Annotated in this window: 15 protein-coding genes and 3 pseudogenes; 9 read left to right on the top strand and 9 right to left on the bottom strand. The window is 57.6% G+C overall.

The features are described from left to right. The first annotated feature begins 2 nt into the window (after positions 1-2). From cydB to repC, 6 genes are all read left to right on the top strand, one after another. Positions 3-1,157: a cytochrome d ubiquinol oxidase subunit II gene (gene cydB, locus ACZ25R_RS00375; protein ID WP_472459631.1), complete on the top strand. Its 1,155-nt coding sequence runs from the start codon at positions 3-5 to the stop codon at positions 1,155-1,157. 20 nt (positions 1,158-1,177) lie between these two features. Continuing rightward, positions 1,178-1,297: a cytochrome bd-I oxidase subunit CydX gene (cydX, locus tag ACZ25R_RS00380; RefSeq protein ID WP_105735051.1), complete on the top strand. Its 120-nt coding sequence runs from the start codon at positions 1,178-1,180 to the stop codon at positions 1,295-1,297. A gap of 466 nt (positions 1,298-1,763) precedes the next feature. Further along, the gene (locus tag ACZ25R_RS00385; protein ID WP_472459632.1) at positions 1,764-3,458 is read left to right on the top strand and encodes a GGDEF domain-containing protein; all 1,695 of its coding nucleotides are present in this window, start codon (positions 1,764-1,766) and stop codon (positions 3,456-3,458) included. A 361-nt stretch (positions 3,459-3,819) separates the two neighbouring features. Continuing rightward, a complete protein-coding gene (gene repA / locus ACZ25R_RS00390) occupies positions 3,820-5,019 on the top strand; it encodes a plasmid partitioning protein RepA (protein ID WP_105735049.1) in 1,200 nt (399 codons plus the stop codon). 82 nt (positions 5,020-5,101) lie between these two features. Next, on the top strand, positions 5,102-6,067 hold the full coding sequence (repB, locus tag ACZ25R_RS00395; RefSeq protein WP_472459633.1) for a plasmid partitioning protein RepB: 966 nt from the start codon (positions 5,102-5,104) through the stop codon (positions 6,065-6,067). A gap of 158 nt (positions 6,068-6,225) precedes the next feature. Further along, positions 6,226-7,584: a plasmid replication protein RepC gene (gene repC / locus ACZ25R_RS00400; RefSeq protein WP_472459634.1), complete on the top strand. Its 1,359-nt coding sequence runs from the start codon at positions 6,226-6,228 to the stop codon at positions 7,582-7,584. A 490-nt stretch (positions 7,585-8,074) separates the two neighbouring features. Here the strand turns inward: repC and ACZ25R_RS00405 are convergent, their stop codons facing one another. The 4 genes and pseudogenes from ACZ25R_RS00405 to ACZ25R_RS00420 form a co-directional block, all read right to left on the bottom strand. Next, positions 8,075-8,380: a hypothetical protein gene (locus ACZ25R_RS00405; protein WP_288194020.1), complete on the bottom strand. Its 306-nt coding sequence runs from the start codon at positions 8,378-8,380 to the stop codon at positions 8,075-8,077. A 236-nt stretch (positions 8,381-8,616) separates the two neighbouring features. Beyond that, positions 8,617-8,725: pseudogene (locus ACZ25R_RS00410) on the bottom strand (IS6 family transposase); the annotation flags it as partial. Continuing rightward, positions 8,725-9,873 carry a galactonate dehydratase gene (dgoD, locus tag ACZ25R_RS00415; protein ID WP_288194018.1) on the bottom strand — a complete coding sequence of 383 codons (1,149 nt, stop codon included), beginning with the start codon at positions 9,871-9,873 and terminating at the stop codon, positions 8,725-8,727. The gene dgoD and the pseudogene ACZ25R_RS00410, both read right to left, overlap by 1 nt. A 14-nt stretch (positions 9,874-9,887) precedes the next feature. Beyond that, positions 9,888-10,646 carry a FadR/GntR family transcriptional regulator gene (locus ACZ25R_RS00420; protein WP_472459635.1) on the bottom strand — a complete coding sequence of 253 codons (759 nt, stop codon included), beginning with the start codon at positions 10,644-10,646 and terminating at the stop codon, positions 9,888-9,890. A 178-nt stretch (positions 10,647-10,824) separates the two neighbouring features. On the opposite strand from ACZ25R_RS00420, the gene ACZ25R_RS00425 reads away from it, so the two are divergent. Then, the gene (locus ACZ25R_RS00425; RefSeq protein ID WP_105735011.1) at positions 10,825-11,817 is read left to right on the top strand and encodes an arabinose ABC transporter substrate-binding protein; all 993 of its coding nucleotides are present in this window, start codon (positions 10,825-10,827) and stop codon (positions 11,815-11,817) included. Positions 11,818-11,882: 65 nt separating this feature from the next. Next, positions 11,883-13,274: pseudogene (gene araG / locus ACZ25R_RS00430) on the top strand (L-arabinose ABC transporter ATP-binding protein AraG); the annotation flags it as partial. Here the strand turns inward: araG and ACZ25R_RS00435 are convergent. The 4 genes and pseudogenes from ACZ25R_RS00435 to ACZ25R_RS00450 form a co-directional block, all read right to left on the bottom strand. Further along, a pseudogene (locus tag ACZ25R_RS00435) lies at positions 13,261-13,554 on the bottom strand (ABC transporter substrate-binding protein); the annotation flags it as partial. The pseudogenes araG and ACZ25R_RS00435 overlap by 14 nt on opposite strands. Before the next feature lies 1 nt (position 13,555). Continuing rightward, positions 13,556-14,437, bottom strand: a complete 882-nt coding sequence (locus ACZ25R_RS00440; RefSeq protein WP_472459636.1) for an ABC transporter ATP-binding protein — start codon at positions 14,435-14,437, stop codon at positions 13,556-13,558. Between the two features lie 28 nt (positions 14,438-14,465). Then, positions 14,466-15,821: an LLM class flavin-dependent oxidoreductase gene (locus ACZ25R_RS00445; protein ID WP_472459637.1), complete on the bottom strand. Its 1,356-nt coding sequence runs from the start codon at positions 15,819-15,821 to the stop codon at positions 14,466-14,468. 152 nt (positions 15,822-15,973) lie between these two features. Continuing rightward, positions 15,974-16,393 (bottom strand): winged helix-turn-helix transcriptional regulator, encoded by a 420-nt coding sequence (locus ACZ25R_RS00450; RefSeq protein ID WP_472459638.1) that lies wholly within the window; start codon positions 16,391-16,393, stop codon positions 15,974-15,976. Positions 16,394-16,493: 100 nt separating this feature from the next. Between ACZ25R_RS00450 and ACZ25R_RS00455 the strand changes: the two genes are divergently transcribed. Further along, positions 16,494-17,615, top strand: coding sequence for an NADH:flavin oxidoreductase (locus tag ACZ25R_RS00455; RefSeq protein ID WP_472459639.1), 1,122 nt, complete (start codon positions 16,494-16,496; stop codon positions 17,613-17,615). A gap of 267 nt (positions 17,616-17,882) precedes the next feature. Here ACZ25R_RS00455 and ACZ25R_RS00460 read toward each other — a convergent pair whose 3' ends face one another. After that, entirely contained in the window at positions 17,883-18,836 is a 954-nt protein-coding gene (locus tag ACZ25R_RS00460) for an NAD-dependent epimerase/dehydratase family protein (protein WP_472459640.1), read from the bottom strand. Positions 18,837-19,344: the final 508 nt, after the last annotated feature.

Consider the following 19,344-nt stretch of genomic DNA (forward strand, 5'->3'; position numbering starts at 1 on the left):
TCATGATTCTGCATCAATTTCTCGACTATGACACTTTAAGGTTGATCTGGTGGGTGCTGCTCGGCGTGTTGCTGATCGGATTTGCCGTCACCGACGGCTTTGATCTCGGCATCGGTACGTTGTTGCCCTTTGTGGCCCGCACGGACATGGAGCGCCGTATCGCCATCAACACGATCGGTCCGATCTGGGAAGGCAATCAGGTCTGGCTCATTGTTGGCGGCGGCGCGATATTTGCCGCCTGGCCGCCACTCTATGCGGTCTCCTTCTCCGGTTTTTATCTCGCCATGTTCGTTATCCTGGCGGCGCTGATCATCCGGCCTGTTGCGTTCAAATATCGGTCGAAGCGCGAGAGCGCCATCTGGCGGGCTGCCTGGGATTGGGCCCTGTTTGTCGGCGGCTTCGTGCCGTCACTCATCTTCGGCGTGGCGCTCGGCAACGTGCTGCAGGGTGTTCCCTTCCGTTTTGACGGCGATCTGCGCATTTTCTATGAAGGGTCGTTCTTTGGGCTGCTGAACCCGTTCGCGCTTCTCTGCGGGCTTCTTTCAGTCGCCATGCTGGTCATGCACGGCAGTGCGTGGCTGCAATTGAAGACGACGGGGATCATCGCCGAGCGCGCCCGCAGATTTGGCGGGATCGCGGCGCCGGTCACCGTGCTTCTGTTTGCCGTCGCTGGACTTATCCTTTGGACCGGTTTGGACGGGTATCGCATTTCCAGCGTCGTCGATCCAACGGGGCCATCCAATCCGCTGCTGAAGACTGTGGTGTCGGACAAGAACGCCTGGTTTGCCAATTTCAACACACATGCATGGATGCTGGTTGCCCCTCTCCTCGGCTTCGTGGGCGCTCTTGTCGCCATGCTGGGTTTCAGGCTCAAGCGGGAAATCACCACCATCCTGGCAAGCGCACTGTCGATTTTCGGCATTATCTCGACCGTGGGCCTGTCGATGTTTCCCTTCATCCTGCCATCGTCGCTTGATCCGCGGTCGAGCCTGACAGTCTGGGATGCGTCGTCAAGCCACCTGACCCTGTTCATCATGCTGGTGGTGACGGTCATTTTCGTGCCGCTGATCATTCTCTACACAAGCTGGGTTTATCACGTGCTGTGGGGGAAGGTGGATGACAAGACAATCACCAACAAGAGCGGTCACGCTTACTAGGACGAAGAAGGAGTAGAAGAATGTGGTATTTTGCCTGGCTGCTCGGATTGCCGTTTGCTGCTGCTTTCGCCGTTCTCAATGCCATGTGGTATGAACTGGTCGAGGACGATGCCAGCCGCAAGGCGGGCGGCAAGAAATAGCAACGGATATCCGTTTTTGGAATTGACTGCCGGAGGGTTTTATCGCCGGCGTACCGGGCGGCAAATGTGTCTCATTTGCCGCCCGGTATTTGACTGCAGACCAGGGCTTTCCCGGTGTCTCCTGAAAGAATACAACTAAAAAGTGCGCATCAATATCAACCTATGCGTGTGCTTGCCTATTGATATCTTCCCTTAAACCAGCCATACGATTGAGCGACAAGACCAAGCGTTTGTCAGAAAACGCGGACTTCAGAAGGGACGAAGGACAGTCTTGCAGGTGGCGCCTCAGCCACTGGTGGGAACTATTGCGATAGGATAATATTGATTGACTTCTTTTCGTCCGGCCCGTTTTGGGAGACGTCCCGCCCTGCCAGAGTCCAGCCCCACTGAACCACCCAGAAATGCACCGCGAAACAATGCAGGCGCCAGCCTGTATCGGAAGCTTTGGACCGGGATAGGCATGGCCGTGGCCTGTACCACTATTCTCGCGGCGAGTATCATACTGCCTTCCTATGGGGATTACCGGCTCGCACGGCTTAATCTTGATCGTGTTGAACGCTTTCGTCTGGTTCTGGACGCCGCCAATCGCCTGTCGGCGGAACGCGGCCCGTCGAACACGGTCATGGGGAGCGCCGATCCTCTGACACCTGATGTAACCCAGCGGCTTATCCAGTTTCGTGCGGCAAGTGATGCGGCTCTTGCCGCAGCGGCAGCCCCTCAAACACCTGAGCCCGGAACCCTAAACCACCCCATCCCTCTCCGGATGCTTGAGCAGACGGGCGCTGATCTCAAACGCGCCAGAATGGATGTCGATCGGGTCGCTGCGATGCCATTTGACCAGCGCACTACAGACGACGTCCAGCAGGCGATTGAAGGCATGTTTGCGGTTGTCGACGATTTCCAGTCGATCGTGGCCTGGAATGTCAATGAGCTTGTCGGGTCCGACGATGCCATCGCTGCATCCGTGATGACAGGCCACATGCTGAGCGATCTCCGCGAATATGGCGGACGCATTGCGTCCCAGATCATGGCACCGATCGCGACGCATCATCCCCTTGAGCGCAAGCACCTGATTGACAGCAGCCGGACGCGCGGGCGGCTCAATGAGCTCTGGCGCCTGATTGGCGTGCAGGACGCCCTCTTCCGCAGCGATGCCCGTCTTGACGGCAAGCGCGAGGAAATCGAGCGTGTGTTTTTCGGCGAGGGTCTGGGCATGGTCGATGCTCTTGTCGCGGAAGGCCGGGTCTCCGGGCAATATTCCATGACGGCGGAGCAGTTCACAGACCGCTTTGTCAAAACGCTTCAACCGCTGGAGAGCCTGCGCAGCGAGTTTCTGAACGTCAAGATCGACGAACTCATGCACACGCGTGATCATGCCTTAAGCACCTTGATCATGGTTGTCGCCATAACATCGGCGATACTGGCCATTCTTGCGAGCCTTGTTCATATGGTGCACCGGTCCGTCCTGTCACCACTCCTGCAGGCGCGCGAAGAGGTTATCGGCCTTGCCCACGACGTGCCGGTCAAACTCGGTGACAGGCAGCATTATGCCGGGGAAATGCGCCGGCTTTTCGATGCGTTGCAGGTTTTGCGCGGCAAGCTGCATGAGCGGGCTATCTTGACCGACAAATTGAAAGAGCAGGCGGAAACCGATGGCTTGACCGGTCTCTTCAACCGACGCACGCTCGACTTGATCGGGCAGAGCGCAGCAAACAAGGATGAGCAGCCGGAGACGGCCTGTCTTATTCTTCTGGACATCGATTACTTCAAGCTTGTCAACGATACCTATGGCCATCAGGCTGGAGACCATGTGCTCAAGGACGTATCGGCCCTGCTACGCTCGATGGTCCGGTCGGCGGATGTCATCGCCCGGTTCGGCGGCGAGGAGTTTGCCATTCTCTCGACGGGTGACCAGCTTGCGGACGTCGTCATGCGCGCTCGCCGCATCCGGCTCGCCCTGCAGCGACATGAGATTCGGCTGGCAGACGGTGTCTGTCTGAATATGACCGCAAGTTTCGGCGTCGCCAGCGGCGTCCTGGGCTCTGTCGGATGGCCGAAACTCATCAAGGCGGCGGACGTCGCGCTCTACCGCGCCAAATCGGAGGGCAGGAATCGCGTTCGATTCGCCGCCGATGACCAGACCGACGCTGAAAACGCATGATTCCGGGCGTGCTTGCAGATGAATCATCGGATAAGTCGGGTGGGCTCCAATGGTGAAGCGGCGCCCGGCTGAAAGATGGATTGCCCCGATTGCGTCGGGTGTCCGGTACAGAGGCGTATTTACTGCGGTAAATACTCAATGTTTTTGTAGGAAAAACAGCGGGTTACTCACGTTTTGACGCAGAGTGCGCCAGCGCCGCGGGATATGCATCGGGATTCAAAGCTCCGCATGTATTGCATGACAAAACTGTTGTTAAGTTTCTGTTAACCTAAAATTTCTTGATGGTTTGTTCGAATCGGAGCTTAATGGCGCTTCTCAGAAGATTTGCTTTGAAAAAGCGCTATTAGAGGTCTTGTCTCCGATGAACTTCGCTCTACCTCTGCCCAAGTTTGAGTTTGATGACAAGATCCTCGACCAGGGTGCAGAGATTTCACGCCGCTTGAATCAGCTTCGGATGGAAAAGTTTCCGCCGAATGCCAAGAAGACATTGCGGCAGTTCTCCATGGCGGAAGTGGCGCACTATCTTGGTGTGACGCAGAATAATCTCAAGCGGCTGCACCTGGAAGGCAAGGGGCCCGTGCCGGCGCAGGCCGCATCTGGGCGGCGTTCCTATACGGCGGAGCAGATGCTGGAGCTGCGCCATTATCTCGACCGCAACGGCCGGACCGAGGTTAAAAAATATGTGCCGCACCGCAAGCCCGGCGACAAGCTGCAGGTGATCGCTGTCGTCAATTTCAAGGGCGGTTCCGGCAAGACCACGACATCGGCGCATCTCGCACAGTATCTGGCGCTGACGGGCCACCGGGTTCTGGCGATCGATCTTGATCCGCAAGCGTCCCTTTCCGCCCTGCACGGTTTCCAGCCTGAACTGGACCGGAATCTGTCGCTGTACGAGTCCATCCGCTATGACGATCAGCGCAAGCCGATTGCCGATGTGATCCTGCCGACCAATTTCCCCGGGCTCGATATCATTCCCGCCAATCTCGAACTGCAGGAATACGAGTACGATACCCCGCTGGCGATGCAGGACAAGGCGTCGCGCGAAGGCCGGCAGTTCTTTACCCGTATCGCCAGCGCGCTGGAGAGTGTCGATGACCGTTATGACGTGGTTGTCGTCGATTGCCCGCCGCAACTCGGCTATCTCACGCTGACGGCAATGTCGGCCGCCACGGCGGTTTTGATCACCGTGCACCCGCAGATGCTGGATCTGATGTCCATGTCGCAGTTCCTGCTCATGCTGGGCGGTATCCTGAAGACCGTGAAACAGGCGGGAGCGAAAGTGGAACTCGATTGGTTCCGCTACCTGATTACCCGCTATGAACCGACGGATATTCCGCAGGCCCAGATGGTGGGCTTCATGCAGTCCATGCTGGCTGAAGAGATATTGGCCAATGCCATGCTGAAATCCACGGCGGTATCGGATGCCGGCCTGACCAAGCAGACGCTCTACGAAGTGGAGAAGAACAGTTTCACACGCTCAACCTATGAGCGGGCGATCGAGTCACTTGACGCTGTTAATGCCGAGATCGCCTCGCTCGTGCATCGTGCGTGGGGCCGATGACATGAACCTACGATTTACTGCCGTAAAAACATTGATTTTCGCAAGAAAAATCAACCGCATGACTGGGAATGGACGCAATTAGATGGCCCGGAAGGATATTTTCAGCAGCGTGATGAACCCGGCGCCCGCGCAGCCGGAACGCAACGACGCGCTATCGTATGTGGTGACGGGTGCATCGCGCTCCATCAAGAGCTCGTTCGAAGAACTGGCCAAGGGCAGTGTCGTTGAACTAGATCCGGAACTGATCGACGGTTCGTTTGTCACCGATCGCATCGATGACGACGATCAGGCTTTTCAGGAGCTGCGGGCTGCCATTGCGGAGAGGGGGCAGGATTCGCCCATTCTCGTTCGCCCGCACCCCTCCGTATCCGGTCGCTACCAGATCGTTTTCGGTCATCGCCGGGTTAAGGTCGCACGGCATCTCGGCAAGCTCGTGCGCGCCGTGGTCAAGCCGATGGCGGATCAGGATCACGTCATTGCGCAGGGGCAGGAAAACGCGGCGCGGCAAAACCTCTCCTTTATCGAGCGGACGCTGTTTGCAAAGCGGCTGGGCGATCTTGGCTATGATCATGCCGTCATCAAATCGGCGCTGGCACTTGATCCGACGACGTTTTCCAAGATGCAGTCGGTTTCGTCGCACATACCAGAGACTATCGTTCTTGCCATCGGCTCGGCCAAGGCAACGGGGCGGGATCGCTGGTGGCAGCTTTCCAAGTTTCTGGAACAGCCGGGAAATCAGGCGAGGGCGGCCGAGTTCATTCACTCTGCGGACTTTGCTGTCGAGAACAGCGATGATCGGTTTGCGCGCCTGTTCGATAGCCTGAACAATGCGAAGCGGCCGGCACCGAAAGCTAGCGCTTCCAGGACGAAGACCTGGGCGGCCAAGGATAAATCGCTTAACGCAGAGATCAAAGATACGGGAAAGAGCTTTACACTGGCGTTGAAGGCCAGAAATGCTTCTCGTTTCGGTGCATATATTGCCGATAACCTTGACGAACTCTATCGAGCCTTCAGGGAATCGGAAACAGTAGGAAAAACAGGAGATTAACCGCACAAGAAAAAAGCCCACCTAAACATCTCTGTCTTGGAAGGCTTCTCTCATATCTCTAGCAGGATCGAGAATCGCATTTCCGGGAATCAGTGTCAAGACATTTTGGCGTCGTTTGGGCGAGCGGATTTCTTTTGCCTATTGAAAGGTAGAAGACGATGCAGTCGGGGAATGCATTCACGACGCCCTTCGGGCGGCGATCGCTGTCGCTTGGCATGCTGGCAACGCAGGCGCAGGCGAGCGACGTCGATCCAGAAGCTTCAGTCGACAAATGGAAGCTGTTTCGCTCCTTATGCGAGGCGCGGGCGCTGATCGGGATTTCCGACCGGGCGCTGGTGGTTTTGAACGCGCTGCTGACGTTCTATCCGCAGAACGCGCTCAGCGAGGCGGGTGGCCTGGTGGTGTTTCCGTCCAATGTGCAGCTGTCGCTGCGCGCGCACGGCATGGCGCCGGCAACGCTGCGCCGGCATTTGAGCGCGCTGGTGGAAACCGGCCTGATTTTCCGCAAGGACAGCCCCAACGGCAAGCGTTATGCGCGCAAAGCCCGGGCAGCGGGGGCAGGGGAGGGCGGCGAGGCCTTTGGCTTCTCGCTGGCACCATTGGTGGTGCGGGCGCAGGAGTTCGACACTATGGCGCAGACGGTGCGGGGCGAGCGGCTGCAGCTGAAGCTGATGAAGGAGAAGGTGACGCTGTTGCGCCGCGACATCGTCAAGCTGATCGAGCTGGGCTTTGAGGAAATGCCTGACATCGACTGGAACGGCCACCACACGGCGTTTCGCGGTGTGATTGATGATATTCCCCGCCAGGCGAGGATCCGCGATCTGGAGCCGATTGTCGACGGCCTGGAATGCATCCAGCTGGAGATCTCCAAGTTGTTGCAGAATAAGCTGAATTCGACACAATCAAGCGCCAAAGAGTCTCATTCTGAGCGCCACAAACAAAATTCAAACACCCAATCCACATCTGATCTTGAACCTGGCTTTAGAAAAAACCAAGGCCAAGCCGACGCGCACAATGACGACGGGGATCTGCCGAGCGAACCGCAGCAAGAGCAGGGGGAAGGCCAGGCAGCGGAAAACCCGGGCCCGGGCCGGAGGATGCCGGCAGACATGTCCGGCGGCAGCATCGATCTTTCCGGGCTGGGCGCGGAGGCCTTCGAGGCAAAGCCGGTTCCGCTCGGACTGGTGCGCCAGGCCTGTCCGGATATCGCGGCCTATGCCAGGAACGGCCTTGCCAGCTGGGCCGAACTGATGGGCGCGGCCATTGTCGTGCGCTCCATGCTCGGCGTCAGCCCATCCGCCTATGAGGAGGCCTGTGCGGTGCTCGGCCAGGAAAACGCCGCCATTGCCATGGCCTGCATCCTGCAAAGGGCCGATCAGATCAATTCGGCCGGCGGTTACCTCCGCTCCCTCACCGACAAGGCGGCCAAGGGCGAATTCTCCGTCTGGCCGATGCTGCTCGCCCAGCTCAGGGCCAATGGCACCCATGTCAGGCTGGTCAAGGGGCAGCTGGAATGACACCGACATGGCGCGCCAACCACACCGTTTCGCGGGCGAAACCACCCGGAAAACCCCAGCAAATCCAATGTGTACAAACACGCAAGACGCGAGAAAACGAACAGTTAAAAACGCCGATAAGAGGAAAACAGGCACGAGCCGGCGGGTGACCGGAAAAAGCCAAGAGGGCAGGGACACCGGAAAACCCAGTAAAACCAATGCTGTAGCATCGAGCAAATGCAGTAAAATGGCGTATAGTGAGACGATGGACGGCCGCAGAGCGAAATGAGCCTTATAACGCAGCCCCATCAGGCGCATATGGCATTCGGCATCATGGTTAAGAAAGGACTATCAGTCCATGCTGCCGAAGCTATCTTCGTATTAGATACGGACTAGGATAAATAATATAACAAAAACAACGAACAATAGACTGCAGTGAGTATAAAAGCCAGTGGCTCAACAGGATTTTGAGGGTCCATATTGAGTTCTCGCAACATATCGGCGCGAGTTGCTAAATCCCTGTCCCGTCGAGCTCGCGCGCGTCGTCGCCTTCCCATGGTGATGGCATGGAGCTGCCGTCGAGGTTAGCAGTGGGCATCGGCATCCAGCATTTCAATTCCGGCTCGGCATATTCGACGAGGCGGCCAGGCGAGGAATCGGAAGCACGCCAGCCTTCTGTGCCGAACTGATCACCCTTGGACCAATAGGCAAGATCGACTTCTGCCGGCCCCTGTTCGGATGGGCGAATCGTGACGAGGATCCGTCGGCCATCTCTCGGCGCGGCTGCCATGTGGCGCCAGCGGTCAGGCTCATTCATCGTTTTTCCTCCTGCCTTGCGGTGGATTGCAAGTGTTGCCTTGTCATCGAAAACGGTCAACTCAAATTATTTGACGGCCAACATGCGCATTCCACTGCAAGCCACCGCTTGATAACAAGTGCGCGACGACCGATGTGAGAATGCCGAGCAAATTTACGAGACGTTTGTGTCCGCCGCGACCACACCAAAACCGAGGGTCTTTATATGGGATATGTCTCGTTGAAATTTCAGGTGCGGGTAAGAATGCGCGTCCTGCGATTGAACCGTTCATGCAATTTAGGACTGACCAGAATTGTCCAGCGATGGATCGCAGAATGATCGATCAAAATGACGGCCCTTGAACATCACCATTCGGCGAAAGAGCCGTCCTTGTGCCGCCAGATCGGGTTGCGCCAGCGGTGTCCTTCCTTGGCGCGTTCGATGACGTATTCCTCGTTGATTTCAATGCCGAGGCCCGGACCCTCCGGAATTGCCACATAACCATCCTCGTAGTGAAAGACGGATTTGTCCTTGGCGTAGTCGAGCAAATCATTGGTACTGTTGTAGTGGATGCCGAGGCTTTGTTCCTGGATGAAGGCGTTGTAACTGACAGCATCAAGCTGCAGGCAAGCTGCCAGTGCGATCGGGCCAAGCGGGCAATGGGGTGCCAGCGCCACGTCGTAGGCTTCGGCCATGGCCGCGATCTTGCGGCATTCCGTAATGCCGCCCGCGTGAGACAGGTCGGGCTGGATGATATCAACGGCCCCTTGCTCAAGAACGCTCTTGAAGTCCCAGCGGCTATAAAGGCGCTCGCCGAGTGCAATCGGCGCTGATGAGAAAGCGGCAATTTCCTTGAGCGCCTCACGGTTCTCACTCAAGACAGGTTCTTCGATGAACATCAGGCGATAGGGATCGAGTTCCTTGACCAGGGCCCGTGCCATCGGCCGGTGAACACGGCCGTGAAAATCGACCGCAATGCCGATGTTCGGTCCGACTGCCTGGCGAACAGTCGCGACGCGTTCGATGACGGCATCGATCTTGTCGTGGCTGTCGACGATCTGCAATTCTTCCGTGCCGTTCATCTTGAGTGCGGTGAAGCCGCGGCTGGTGACGTCAAGGGCGCCGGCGGCGATGTCAGCTGGCCGGTCACCGCCGATCCAGGAATATACCTTGATCCGGTCGCGGAGTTTGCCGCCGAGAAGCGCATGGACAGGCACGCCGAGTGCTTTGCCCTTGATGTCCCAAAGCGCCTGATCGACACCGGCGATCGCACTCATCAGGATGGGGCCGCCGCGATAGAAGGCGCCGCGATACATCACCGTCCAGTGATCCTCGATCAGACGCGGATCCTTGCCGATCAGATAATCCGCAAGTTCCGTGATCGCGGTTTCAACCGTGTGCGCCCGGCCTTCGACAACGGGTTCGCCCCAGCCGCTGACACCCTCGTCGGTTTCAATTTTCAGAAAGAGCCAGCGCGGGGGAACAATGAATGTCTTGAGTGCGGTGATTTTCATCGTCTGTCTGACCTTTAAACGGTTTTGCCTGCATTGAGGGATTTTGCCGCGGCAAGATCGCGTGCGGCGAGGTCCAGGATGTCACTGGCGGCCTTGCGTGCAGCGGCAGCGTCGCGCATCCGCAATGCTTCGACCATGGCACGGTGCGCCTTGATCGCTTCGCTTCTCTGATCGTTGGAAGTGGTGGCGGTGGTTTCGAGAACAAATTTCAGTGCCGCATCGATCAGTCCGCCAATCTGACGGAACACCGGGTTGTGGCTCGCCGCATACAGAATCTGGTGGAACGCTATGTCTGAACGCGAGAACTGTTCCACATCGTTCGCTGCGTCGGCCATGCCCTGCCAGGCAAGTTCGAGATCGGCGATTTCCTGCAGCGTGGCCCTGCTCGCTGCAAGTTCCGCAACCAGCGGTTCTATGGCGCGGCGTGTTTCAAGGATGGCGTCAAACAGGCGGTCGTCCAGGAGGTGCGGGGCGTGCCATTCCAGCACCTGGGGGTCGATGATGTTCCAGTTGTCCGGATCACATACGGTTGTTCCAATGCGCGGACGGCTACTGACCAATCCCTTGGCGGCCAAAACCTTCAGCGCCTCCCGGATAACCGTCCGGCTAACGCCATAGGCGTCGCCGAGGTCGCTTTCCCGCGGCAAAAGGCTGCCGCTTGGATAACGGCCGGCAAATATGTCACGTGCCAGCGCGCGCACCACATCCGGCATCACGCGGGGGCGGCGTATTTTTTGCGCGCCTGCAATCGACGGATCAGTGGCTTGGCTCATCATTTCTTCCCCTCTGTGACGCGACGGCGTCACAGCCTTATCGATCATCGTATCGAGAATTCCAATCCCTTGAGCAATAGACTATTTATCATACCAGAGCAATTGACTAGTATGATAAAAATGATTAATTGTACCATCACGATCGGAAAACGGGATCGTGCTTTTGGGAGGAATGACAATGAATTTAATCAAGACGGCGATTCTCGCCGGCGCACTCGCAACGATGTCTGTCGTGTCCATGGTTCCTGCCAGTGCGCAGGATGCCAAAATCGGATTCATCGTGAAACAGCCGGAGGAGCCCTGGTTCCAGGATGAGTGGAAATTTGCCGACCAGGCCGCCAAGGAGAAGGGATTTACTCTCGTCAAGATCGGCGCTGAGGATGGCGAGAAGCTGATGTCGGCAATCGACAATCTTGGCGCGCAAGGCGCTCAGGGCTTTGTCGTCTGCACGCCCGACGTGAAGCTCGGACCGGGCATTGTGGCCAAGGCGGCTGCGAACAACCTCAAGATGATGACGGTCGATGACCGCTTGGTCGATGCCGCCGGTAAACCGCTTGAGGATGTGCCGCATATGGGCATTTCCGCCACCAAGATCGGCGAAGCCGTCGGGCAGGGCATCGTTGACGAGATGAAGGCGCGCGGCTGGAAGCCGGAAGAAGTGGGCGCCATTCGCGTTTCCTACGATCAGCTGCCGACGGCCGTTGACCGTGTCGAGGGTGCCATTTCGGTGCTGAAGGCAAACGGCTTCAAGGCTGAGAATATCTTTCCGGCTCCACAGGCAAAGACGGATACCGAAGCTGCTCTGAATGCTGCAACCGTGGTGTTGAATGCGCATGCCGGTATCAAGAAGTGGGTCGCTTTCGGCCTCAATGACGAGGCGGTGCTCGGTGCTGTGCGCGCGACGGAGAGTGTGGGCATTCCGGCAGACGGTGTGATCGGCGTCGGCATAGGCGGCGCGGACTCGGCGATCAACGAGTTCAAGAAGCCGACTGCTACCGGTTTTGTCGGGACTGTTATCATTTCCCCCAAGCGTCATGGCTATGAGACCGCCACCAACATGTATGAGTGGGTGGCGAACGGCAAGCAGCCGGAAAAGCTTACCCTGACATCGGGCGCTCTCGCCAAGCGGGATACTTTCCAGCAGGTGCGCAAGGAACTCGGTATCGAGTAATCCTCGCCGTATATTGAAATCCCTGGCGGCGGTTTGTTCCGCCGCCAAGCTGGAGGGGAAGCCACGTGTCGTTTTTGCAGTTCTCAAATCTTACGAAGACCTATCCCGGCGTGAAAGCGCTGTCCGGCATCAGTTTCGATGTACGCAAGGGTGCCGTGCATGGATTGATGGGTGAGAACGGTGCCGGTAAATCAACCCTCATCCGAATTCTGTCTGGAGATCAGCATGCGAACGAGGGCGAAATACGCATTGACGGCGACGTTCAGGCGTATGGCTCTTCAAGAGACGCGTTCGAACATGGTGTGATCGTCATCCACCAGGAGCTGCAGCTCGTGCCCGAGTTGACCGTGGCGGAAAACCTGTATCTCGGCCGGTTCCCGGCAAAGGCGGGTGTAGTTGCCTCCGCGAAAATGTTCGCCGATGTCACCGAAAAATTGAAGAATGCAGGAATCGATATCGATCCGCGCCAGAAGGTAAAGACGCTGTCCATCGGTGAACGGCAGATGGTGGAAATCGCCAAGGCAGTGATGCTCGATGCACGGGTGATTGCCCTTGATGAGCCGACCTCTTCGCTTTCTTCCCGAGAAAGTGAAATTCTTTTCACGCTGATTGACCGCTTGCGGGCCGAAGGCAAGGTTATCCTCTATGTTTCGCATCGGCTGGATGAGGTTTTCAGGCTTTGTGACAGTTTGACGGTTTTGCGCGACGGCAAGCTCGCAGCACACCATGAGACGTTGCAAGGTGTAACGCGTGATCAGATTGTAGCCGAAATGGTCGGGCGGGAAATCAACGATATCTGGGGCTGGCGCGGCCGCAAAGCGGGCGCCGTGCGTCTGAAGGTGGAGAATGTTTCCGGAGAACGCCTGCCGGAGCCTGCGAGCTTTGATGTGCGCGCCGGCGAGATTGTCGGCTTCTTTGGCCTTATCGGTGCGGGCCGTTCCGAACTGATGCGACTGGTCTTCGGAGCCGATCCGCAGTTTTCCGGTGCAACCTCAATCGACGGTGCCCAGGTGAAAGCCGGGAGTCCGCGCCAGGCGATCCGGTCGGGGATTGTTCTGTGCTCGGAGGACCGCAAGCATGACGGTATTCTCCAGGGGCGCTCGATCGAAGAAAACATCAATGTTTCCTCGCGCCGCCATTACAGCCCGTACGGATTGCTCGACCGGAAGAGGGAGGTGGAGGTTGCGGAAACCTTCATCAAGCGCCTGAAGGTACGCACACCTTCGCGCAAACAGGACATCGTCAACCTCTCCGGCGGCAATCAGCAGAAAGTCATATTGGGCCGCTGGCTGGCGGAGCAGGGTGTGAAGATCCTGATCGTCGATGAACCGACGCGTGGCATCGACGTCGGCGCCAAGTCCGAAATCTACGAGATTCTCTACGAACTTGCCGAAAGCGGGATGGGCATCGTCGTGGTTTCGAGCGAACTGCCCGAGGTGATGGGTAGGCGAAATCGAGCTGATCATTGCTGAACCCCTCATTCACGGCGGGCCCGGCACCCTTGAAGAAGAACCATTCGATCTTGATGTTGGGATCGTTGGCGAATTCCTTTTCAAGATATTCGCCAGCCCGCGCCGTTGCAGCCGATGTACCCTCCGCAAAGGGCCGGTTGTCGACGCCGATGGCCGCATAGCCGACGTGGATCGTCAAAGGCTCGGCCGCACGTGCAGGCGCCGCCAGAAGGGAAACGGTGAAGACAGCCAGGGCCGTCCGCCGCAAAATCGTTGAGAATGTCATCTCATATCTCCGTTGTCGAAAAGGCCGGCTGTGCTGGTTTGATGCAATGCGCGACATGAATGGAGAGTGCGGGTGCGACGGGTCGCTTTGCTGCGACCGGCCGGGATACCGGCTTCGGCGCCTCGCCGGTGGTGCCGTTGAGAATATCAAGCACCTCATTGCGGATGGCGGCGAGCTCCGGGGATGTGCGCTCGCGCGGATGCGGTAAATCCACCGGCACGATCTGCCGGATCCTGCCCGGGCGCGGCGACATGACCACCACCCGGTCTCCCAGATAGACCGCCTCGTCGACATCATGGGTCACCAGCACCATGGTAATCTTTTCCGCTGCCCATATCTGCTGCAGCTCGCCTTGCAGCCTTGTCTTGGTAATGGCATCCAGCGCGCCGAAGGGTTCATCCAGGAACAGCACATCCGGCCGGTTGACGAGACCGCGGGCAATCCCGGCACGTTGCGCCATGCCGCCGGACAGCTGATGCGGATAGGCTTGTTCAAAACCCGAAAGGCCAACGAGCGCGATCTGCTCGCTCACCAGCTGGCGCTTTTCCGCTTTGGAAAAAGCCGCATTCTCCAGCCCGAGGGCAACATTGCGCTCGACGGTCAACCACGGGAAAAGCCTCGGCTCCTGAAAGACGATACCCCGGTCGAGGCTGGGACCATCGACGCGCCTGCCCCCGTGTTCAATCACGCCGTCGTGCTCGACATCGAGACCTGCGCCGAGGCGAAGCAAGGTCGACTTGCCGCAGCCGCTCGCCCCGACGATGGTCACGAACTCGCCCGCTTTGATGTCAAGACTGACATCGTCAAGGGCTGTCAGCGTCGTGCCGTTGACATTGAAGTGTCGGCTGACATTGCGGATTTTCAGATGAACAGGGTTGGTCATGATGCCACCTCTTTCGCTGTCAATCGTTTCATTCGGCTGCAACAGCCGCCTGCGCCGGGTGCGACGGCTCGCGCAGACCAAGATGGCTGCGCAAGGTGCGGCCGGCATAGTCCGTGCGGAACAAACCACGGCGGCGCAGCTCCGGAACGATGTGTTCAACAAAATCCGTCAGGCCAACCGGCAGATGCGGCGGCATGACGTTGAAACCATCGGCCGCACCGGTGGTGAACCATTCTTCCATCTGGTCGACGATCTGTGTGGGTGTTCCGACAATTTGCCAATGACCGCGCGCACCTGCCACCCGCAGATACAACTGGCGGATGGTCAGGTTTTCGCGGCGGGCCAGATCGAGCAGCAGCTTCTGTCTGCTTTTACTGCCATTGGTTTCCGTGACCTCGGGAACCGGTCCATCCAGCGGATAGGTCGACAGATCGACATCTCCGCCCATTCCATTCAGCAGCGACAACCCCACCGCCGGATGAATGAGCTCCTGGATCTGTTCGAACTTTTCCCGAGCCTCCGATTCGGTCTTGCCAATGACCGGGAAAATACCGGGCATGATCTTCAGATCATCAGGCGAACGGCCAAAACGGGCAAGCCTGCCCTTGACGTCGCTGTAGAATGCACGTGCATCCTCGATCGCCTGGTGAGCCGTGAATATGACTTCGGCAGTGCGGGCGGCAAGATCCCTGCCCGGTTCCGACGAACCCGCCTGCACGATGACAGGATGCCCCTGCGGCGCCCGCGAGACATTGAGCGGCCCGCGAACCTTGAAGTGCTTGCCCCGATGATTGAGCAGATGCTGCTTGGCTGGGTCGTAGAAGATGCCGCTATCCTTATCACGCAGAAACGCATCCTGTTCCCAGGTGTCCCACAATCCGCGCACGACATCCGCGAATTCCTCGGCGCGGTCGTAGCGCTCGGCATGGGCAACATGGTGGTCACGGTTGAAATTCTGCGCTTCATCTTCACTCGCCGATGTCACAAGGTTCCAGCCTGCGCGGCCGCCGCTGATGTGATCAAGCGACGCAAACTTCCGGGCGATATGGTAGGGTTCGTTGTAGGTCGTGGACGCCGTTGCGACGAAACCGACCCGCTCGGTCAGGGCTGCAAGCGCCGAGAGAAGCGTCAAGGGCTCGAACTGCGCGACATACCGGATAGCCGTACGGCTCAGCGCTTCCGTATCCGTTCCGCGCGTACCGACACCATCGGCCATGAAGATCAGGTCGAACTTGGCTGCCTCTGCAATCCGCGCCAGCTGCGCATAATGCGCGAAGTTCGACCCGGCATCGGCCTGCGCCTGCGGGTGGCGCCAGGCGGCGATATGGTGGCCTGTCGGATAGAGAAAGGCGCCCAAACTCAATTGGTCTGTCCGTCTGGTCATCGATGCTCCAGGATCATGAGTGAAGCTGGAAGCCTAACCTCCGCGTTTTAATCTCGACAGAAATGGTATTCTTTAAATCACGGGGTTTCGGGTTTATTGGTCCGCGCGGTGCCGATGCGGTAAAACCAGAAAGAAATTCTAGTCCGTGCCGTTCAATCAATAGCCGCCTTCATGTCGCGCGCATCGCCAGATGAGGTTGTATAACCGATTGCGCGTTGGTCGAATGATTGCCTAGCTTGTTCAACCTCGTGCTCATGCTCCAGCGCCCAGGTGCATAGAGCACCAAATGGCTCCTTCAGTGTGCGGCCGAGCGGCGTGACACTGTATTCAACGGCAATCGGAGAGATGGGAATGACGTGTCGCGATACCATTCCGTTTCGCTCCAGCCTTCGTAAGGCTTCGGTGAGCGCCTTCTGCGTGATGCCGTCGATACGCCGCTTTATTTCATTGAAACGCAGAGGATTGCCACAGAGCAGCGACAGAATGAGCACGGACCATTTGTCAGCGATCTGATCGAGCAGAAGGCGACTTGGGCCGTGCACCGCGCACATTTTGCTCCGATCCTCGGTCATGATGGTTTCCTCCTGTATACCTGATCTACATTAAGTGCCTTATTGACACTAGGTTTACAATATATACCTGTGTGCTTCAACACAATCGGAGTACCTATCAATGTCTGCACTGCAAGTGGCTGCCCTCTTCAAGCCATTCAAGATCAAATCATTGGAACTCAAGAACCGCATCGTCATGGCGCCAATGACGCGCACATTTTCCCCTGGCGGTGTGCCTGGCGAGAATGTGGCAGCCTATTATCGGCGGCGTGCTGAAGGCGACGTGGGACTGATCCTGTCGGAGGGAACGGTGATTGACCGACCTGCTTCCAAGAATCACCCGGATATTCCGTTCTTTCATGGCAAGGCCGCCTTGGATGGATGGGCGCACGTCATCGAAGAAGTACACGCAGCGGGCGGCAAAATGGGCCCGCAAATCTGGCACACCGGTTCAACATCCCATCCGACGACCGACTGGCGTCCGCCATCACCGGTTGAAAGTCCTTCCGGTCTACTCGGTCCCGGCCAGCCGCGTGGCAACGCAATGACGGACGAAGACATCGCCGATACAATCGCTGCATTCGCCCGGGCAGCCGCAGACGCCAAGCGACTGGGTTTTGACGTGGTCGAAATCCACGGGGCGCACGGTTATCTCATAGACCAGTTCTTCTGGGCAGGAAGCAACACACGGACAGATCATTTTGGCGGAGCGACGCTCAAGGAGCGGGCGCGATTTGCCGCCGAGGTGGTGAAGAGTGTCCGCAGTGCGGTTGGACCGGATTTCCCTGTTCTCCTGCGCGTCAGTCAATGGAAGCAGCAGGATTACAGCTACCGGCTGGCGGAGACGCCAAACGAAATGGCCGATTGGCTCGTGCCCCTTGCGGAGGCGGGCGTTGATATATTCCATGCCTCGCAGCGGCGCTTCTGGGAGCCTGAATTTCCGGAAATCGACGGCGAAGAAGGCCTGAACTTTGCAGGCTGGGCAAAAAAGCTGACGGGCGCTGCCACAATCAGCGTGGGATCGGTGGGACTGTCCGGCGAATTCCTGGCCGCCTTTGGCGGCGAGAGTTCCCAACCTGAAAGCCTGGACAAATTGGTTCGCCGTCTTGAACGCGAAGAGTTCGACCTGATCGCAGTCGGCCGCGCTCTTTTGAACGATCCCTCGTGGATCAAGAAAGTTCGCAGTGGCGACACGGAAAACCTGAAAAGCTTCAGCCCTGCCGCAATGCTGGAGCTGGCATAAGATAGCAGCCACACCAATCGTCAAAGCCACGGCATGCCTCCACCCTGGCTTTGACGGCCGTTTGCAACCAAATATAGAGTCGCTCAAGCCTGTTGCGACACCGCCAGATTATCCTGCTCTCCAACTTGTATGGCTTTCCCCGCATTCTGGGTGTTGTGATTTATCCCAAAGGCCGCCTCGGCGGCTATCGCGCGGTAGGTCGATTGAGATATCAGGTTCCGATATCCCCGATACGCCGCGCCGAAACACCCGCCAGATGCATCTTTCTCAAAGCGGATGAACCCGTGATGGGAGCGTGCCGGATAGAACTTCAATTTGGCGACAGGGATTGTCGACGGCATTCCAGCCCGTCGATTGCAATTTCGCTGAACTTGCCACGAGGTCCCCATTCAGTCTTTTCCGGCGATCGCTCTGGCCCGTCATGCGCGTCGCAATGTTCAGTATCCAGGACGGGAAGGAAAACAAATTGGGCGTTCGGCCCAGACCGCGGCGGGCGGCAGCAACGATTTCCGACACGGTTACTGGAACTCCATCGGAAACGATGAATGTGCCACCGTTGGTCTCTGCCTCATTCAGACTATGGATAATAGCGCGGCAAAGCGCCCCGCGATCAAGCAGGGACCGTTTGCCTTCCAGCGAATTCAGCGGCAACGGCACGGGCAATGCTGCGAGCTTCAAGAGCGTCGCCAAGTTACCCCCTACACCGGCACCATAAACGAGAACGGGCCGCAGAATGGTGAAATTTCCGCGGGTAAGCGCTGCAGCGATTTCGGCCTCGGCTGCGAGCTTGGTCCGGCCGTAGTCGTCGCTGGGTTGCGCGGGATCGCTTTCCCGCGCGATGCCCTCGTGAACGCTTCCGCACTGCGCGCGTATCGTTGAGACAAAGACGAATTTGCCTGTGATGGTTTTATGTGCGGCCTTTGCGAGTTTGGCTGACAGAACGCAATTGACGGCATGGTAGGCCTCGGCGGACACGAGAACCTTGGGGTGGTGAATAGCGGCCAGATGAACAACGTGATCGATCCCACCAAGAATGCGTTCGAAGGCCTCGACCGGTTCGTCCGACGAAGGGAGAAGCACTCGTTCCATCCCGTCAGCGCAGGCTTTGTTGCTGTTTCGCGTCGCGGTAATCACTCTATAGCCGGTCGCCTTCAACTGCTCGACCAGTTCAACACCGATGAAGCCCGAAGCTCCTGTCACGAGTACAACGCCGGGTGCCATATGATTTTCGCTCATGCGATCTCCACAAATCTCTGAAAGATTTACAACCCTGTGCTTCTGAGGTTTGTCCGTCCGTCGCTGAAAATTGCGCATTTTCATCCGCTTCAGCCACTCAACATTGGTTTCGAACTTAGCATGCCGTTGTTGCCGTCCATATTTAAACGAAAGGCCGAATTTCGGGCCCCCTATTAGGTCAAAAGGTGGTTCATTCAGATGGTGTTTCGTCCTGGGCCCGCACACATCCCGGATTGCTTGTACCCGAAATCGCGAGATATCCGGTTCAGGCGATGCCCTGTTTGGGTGGCGTCCTATCGGGCATGTCAAGACGTTCCATATCGCAACACCAAAGGCCGGAAACAGTCGATCTCTAGCAGACTTCACATACTCGGCCAGGTTCGCACCGCCATGACCCAGGCCTCGCGCAACTAAGTATCAAATTCGCAACACTGGTGATCAAACACCATGCTCCGCCTGTAATATGCGCATAAACTAAGTATTTGTCTTTATG

The organism is Phyllobacterium sp. RCAM01083, assembly GCF_055685835.1.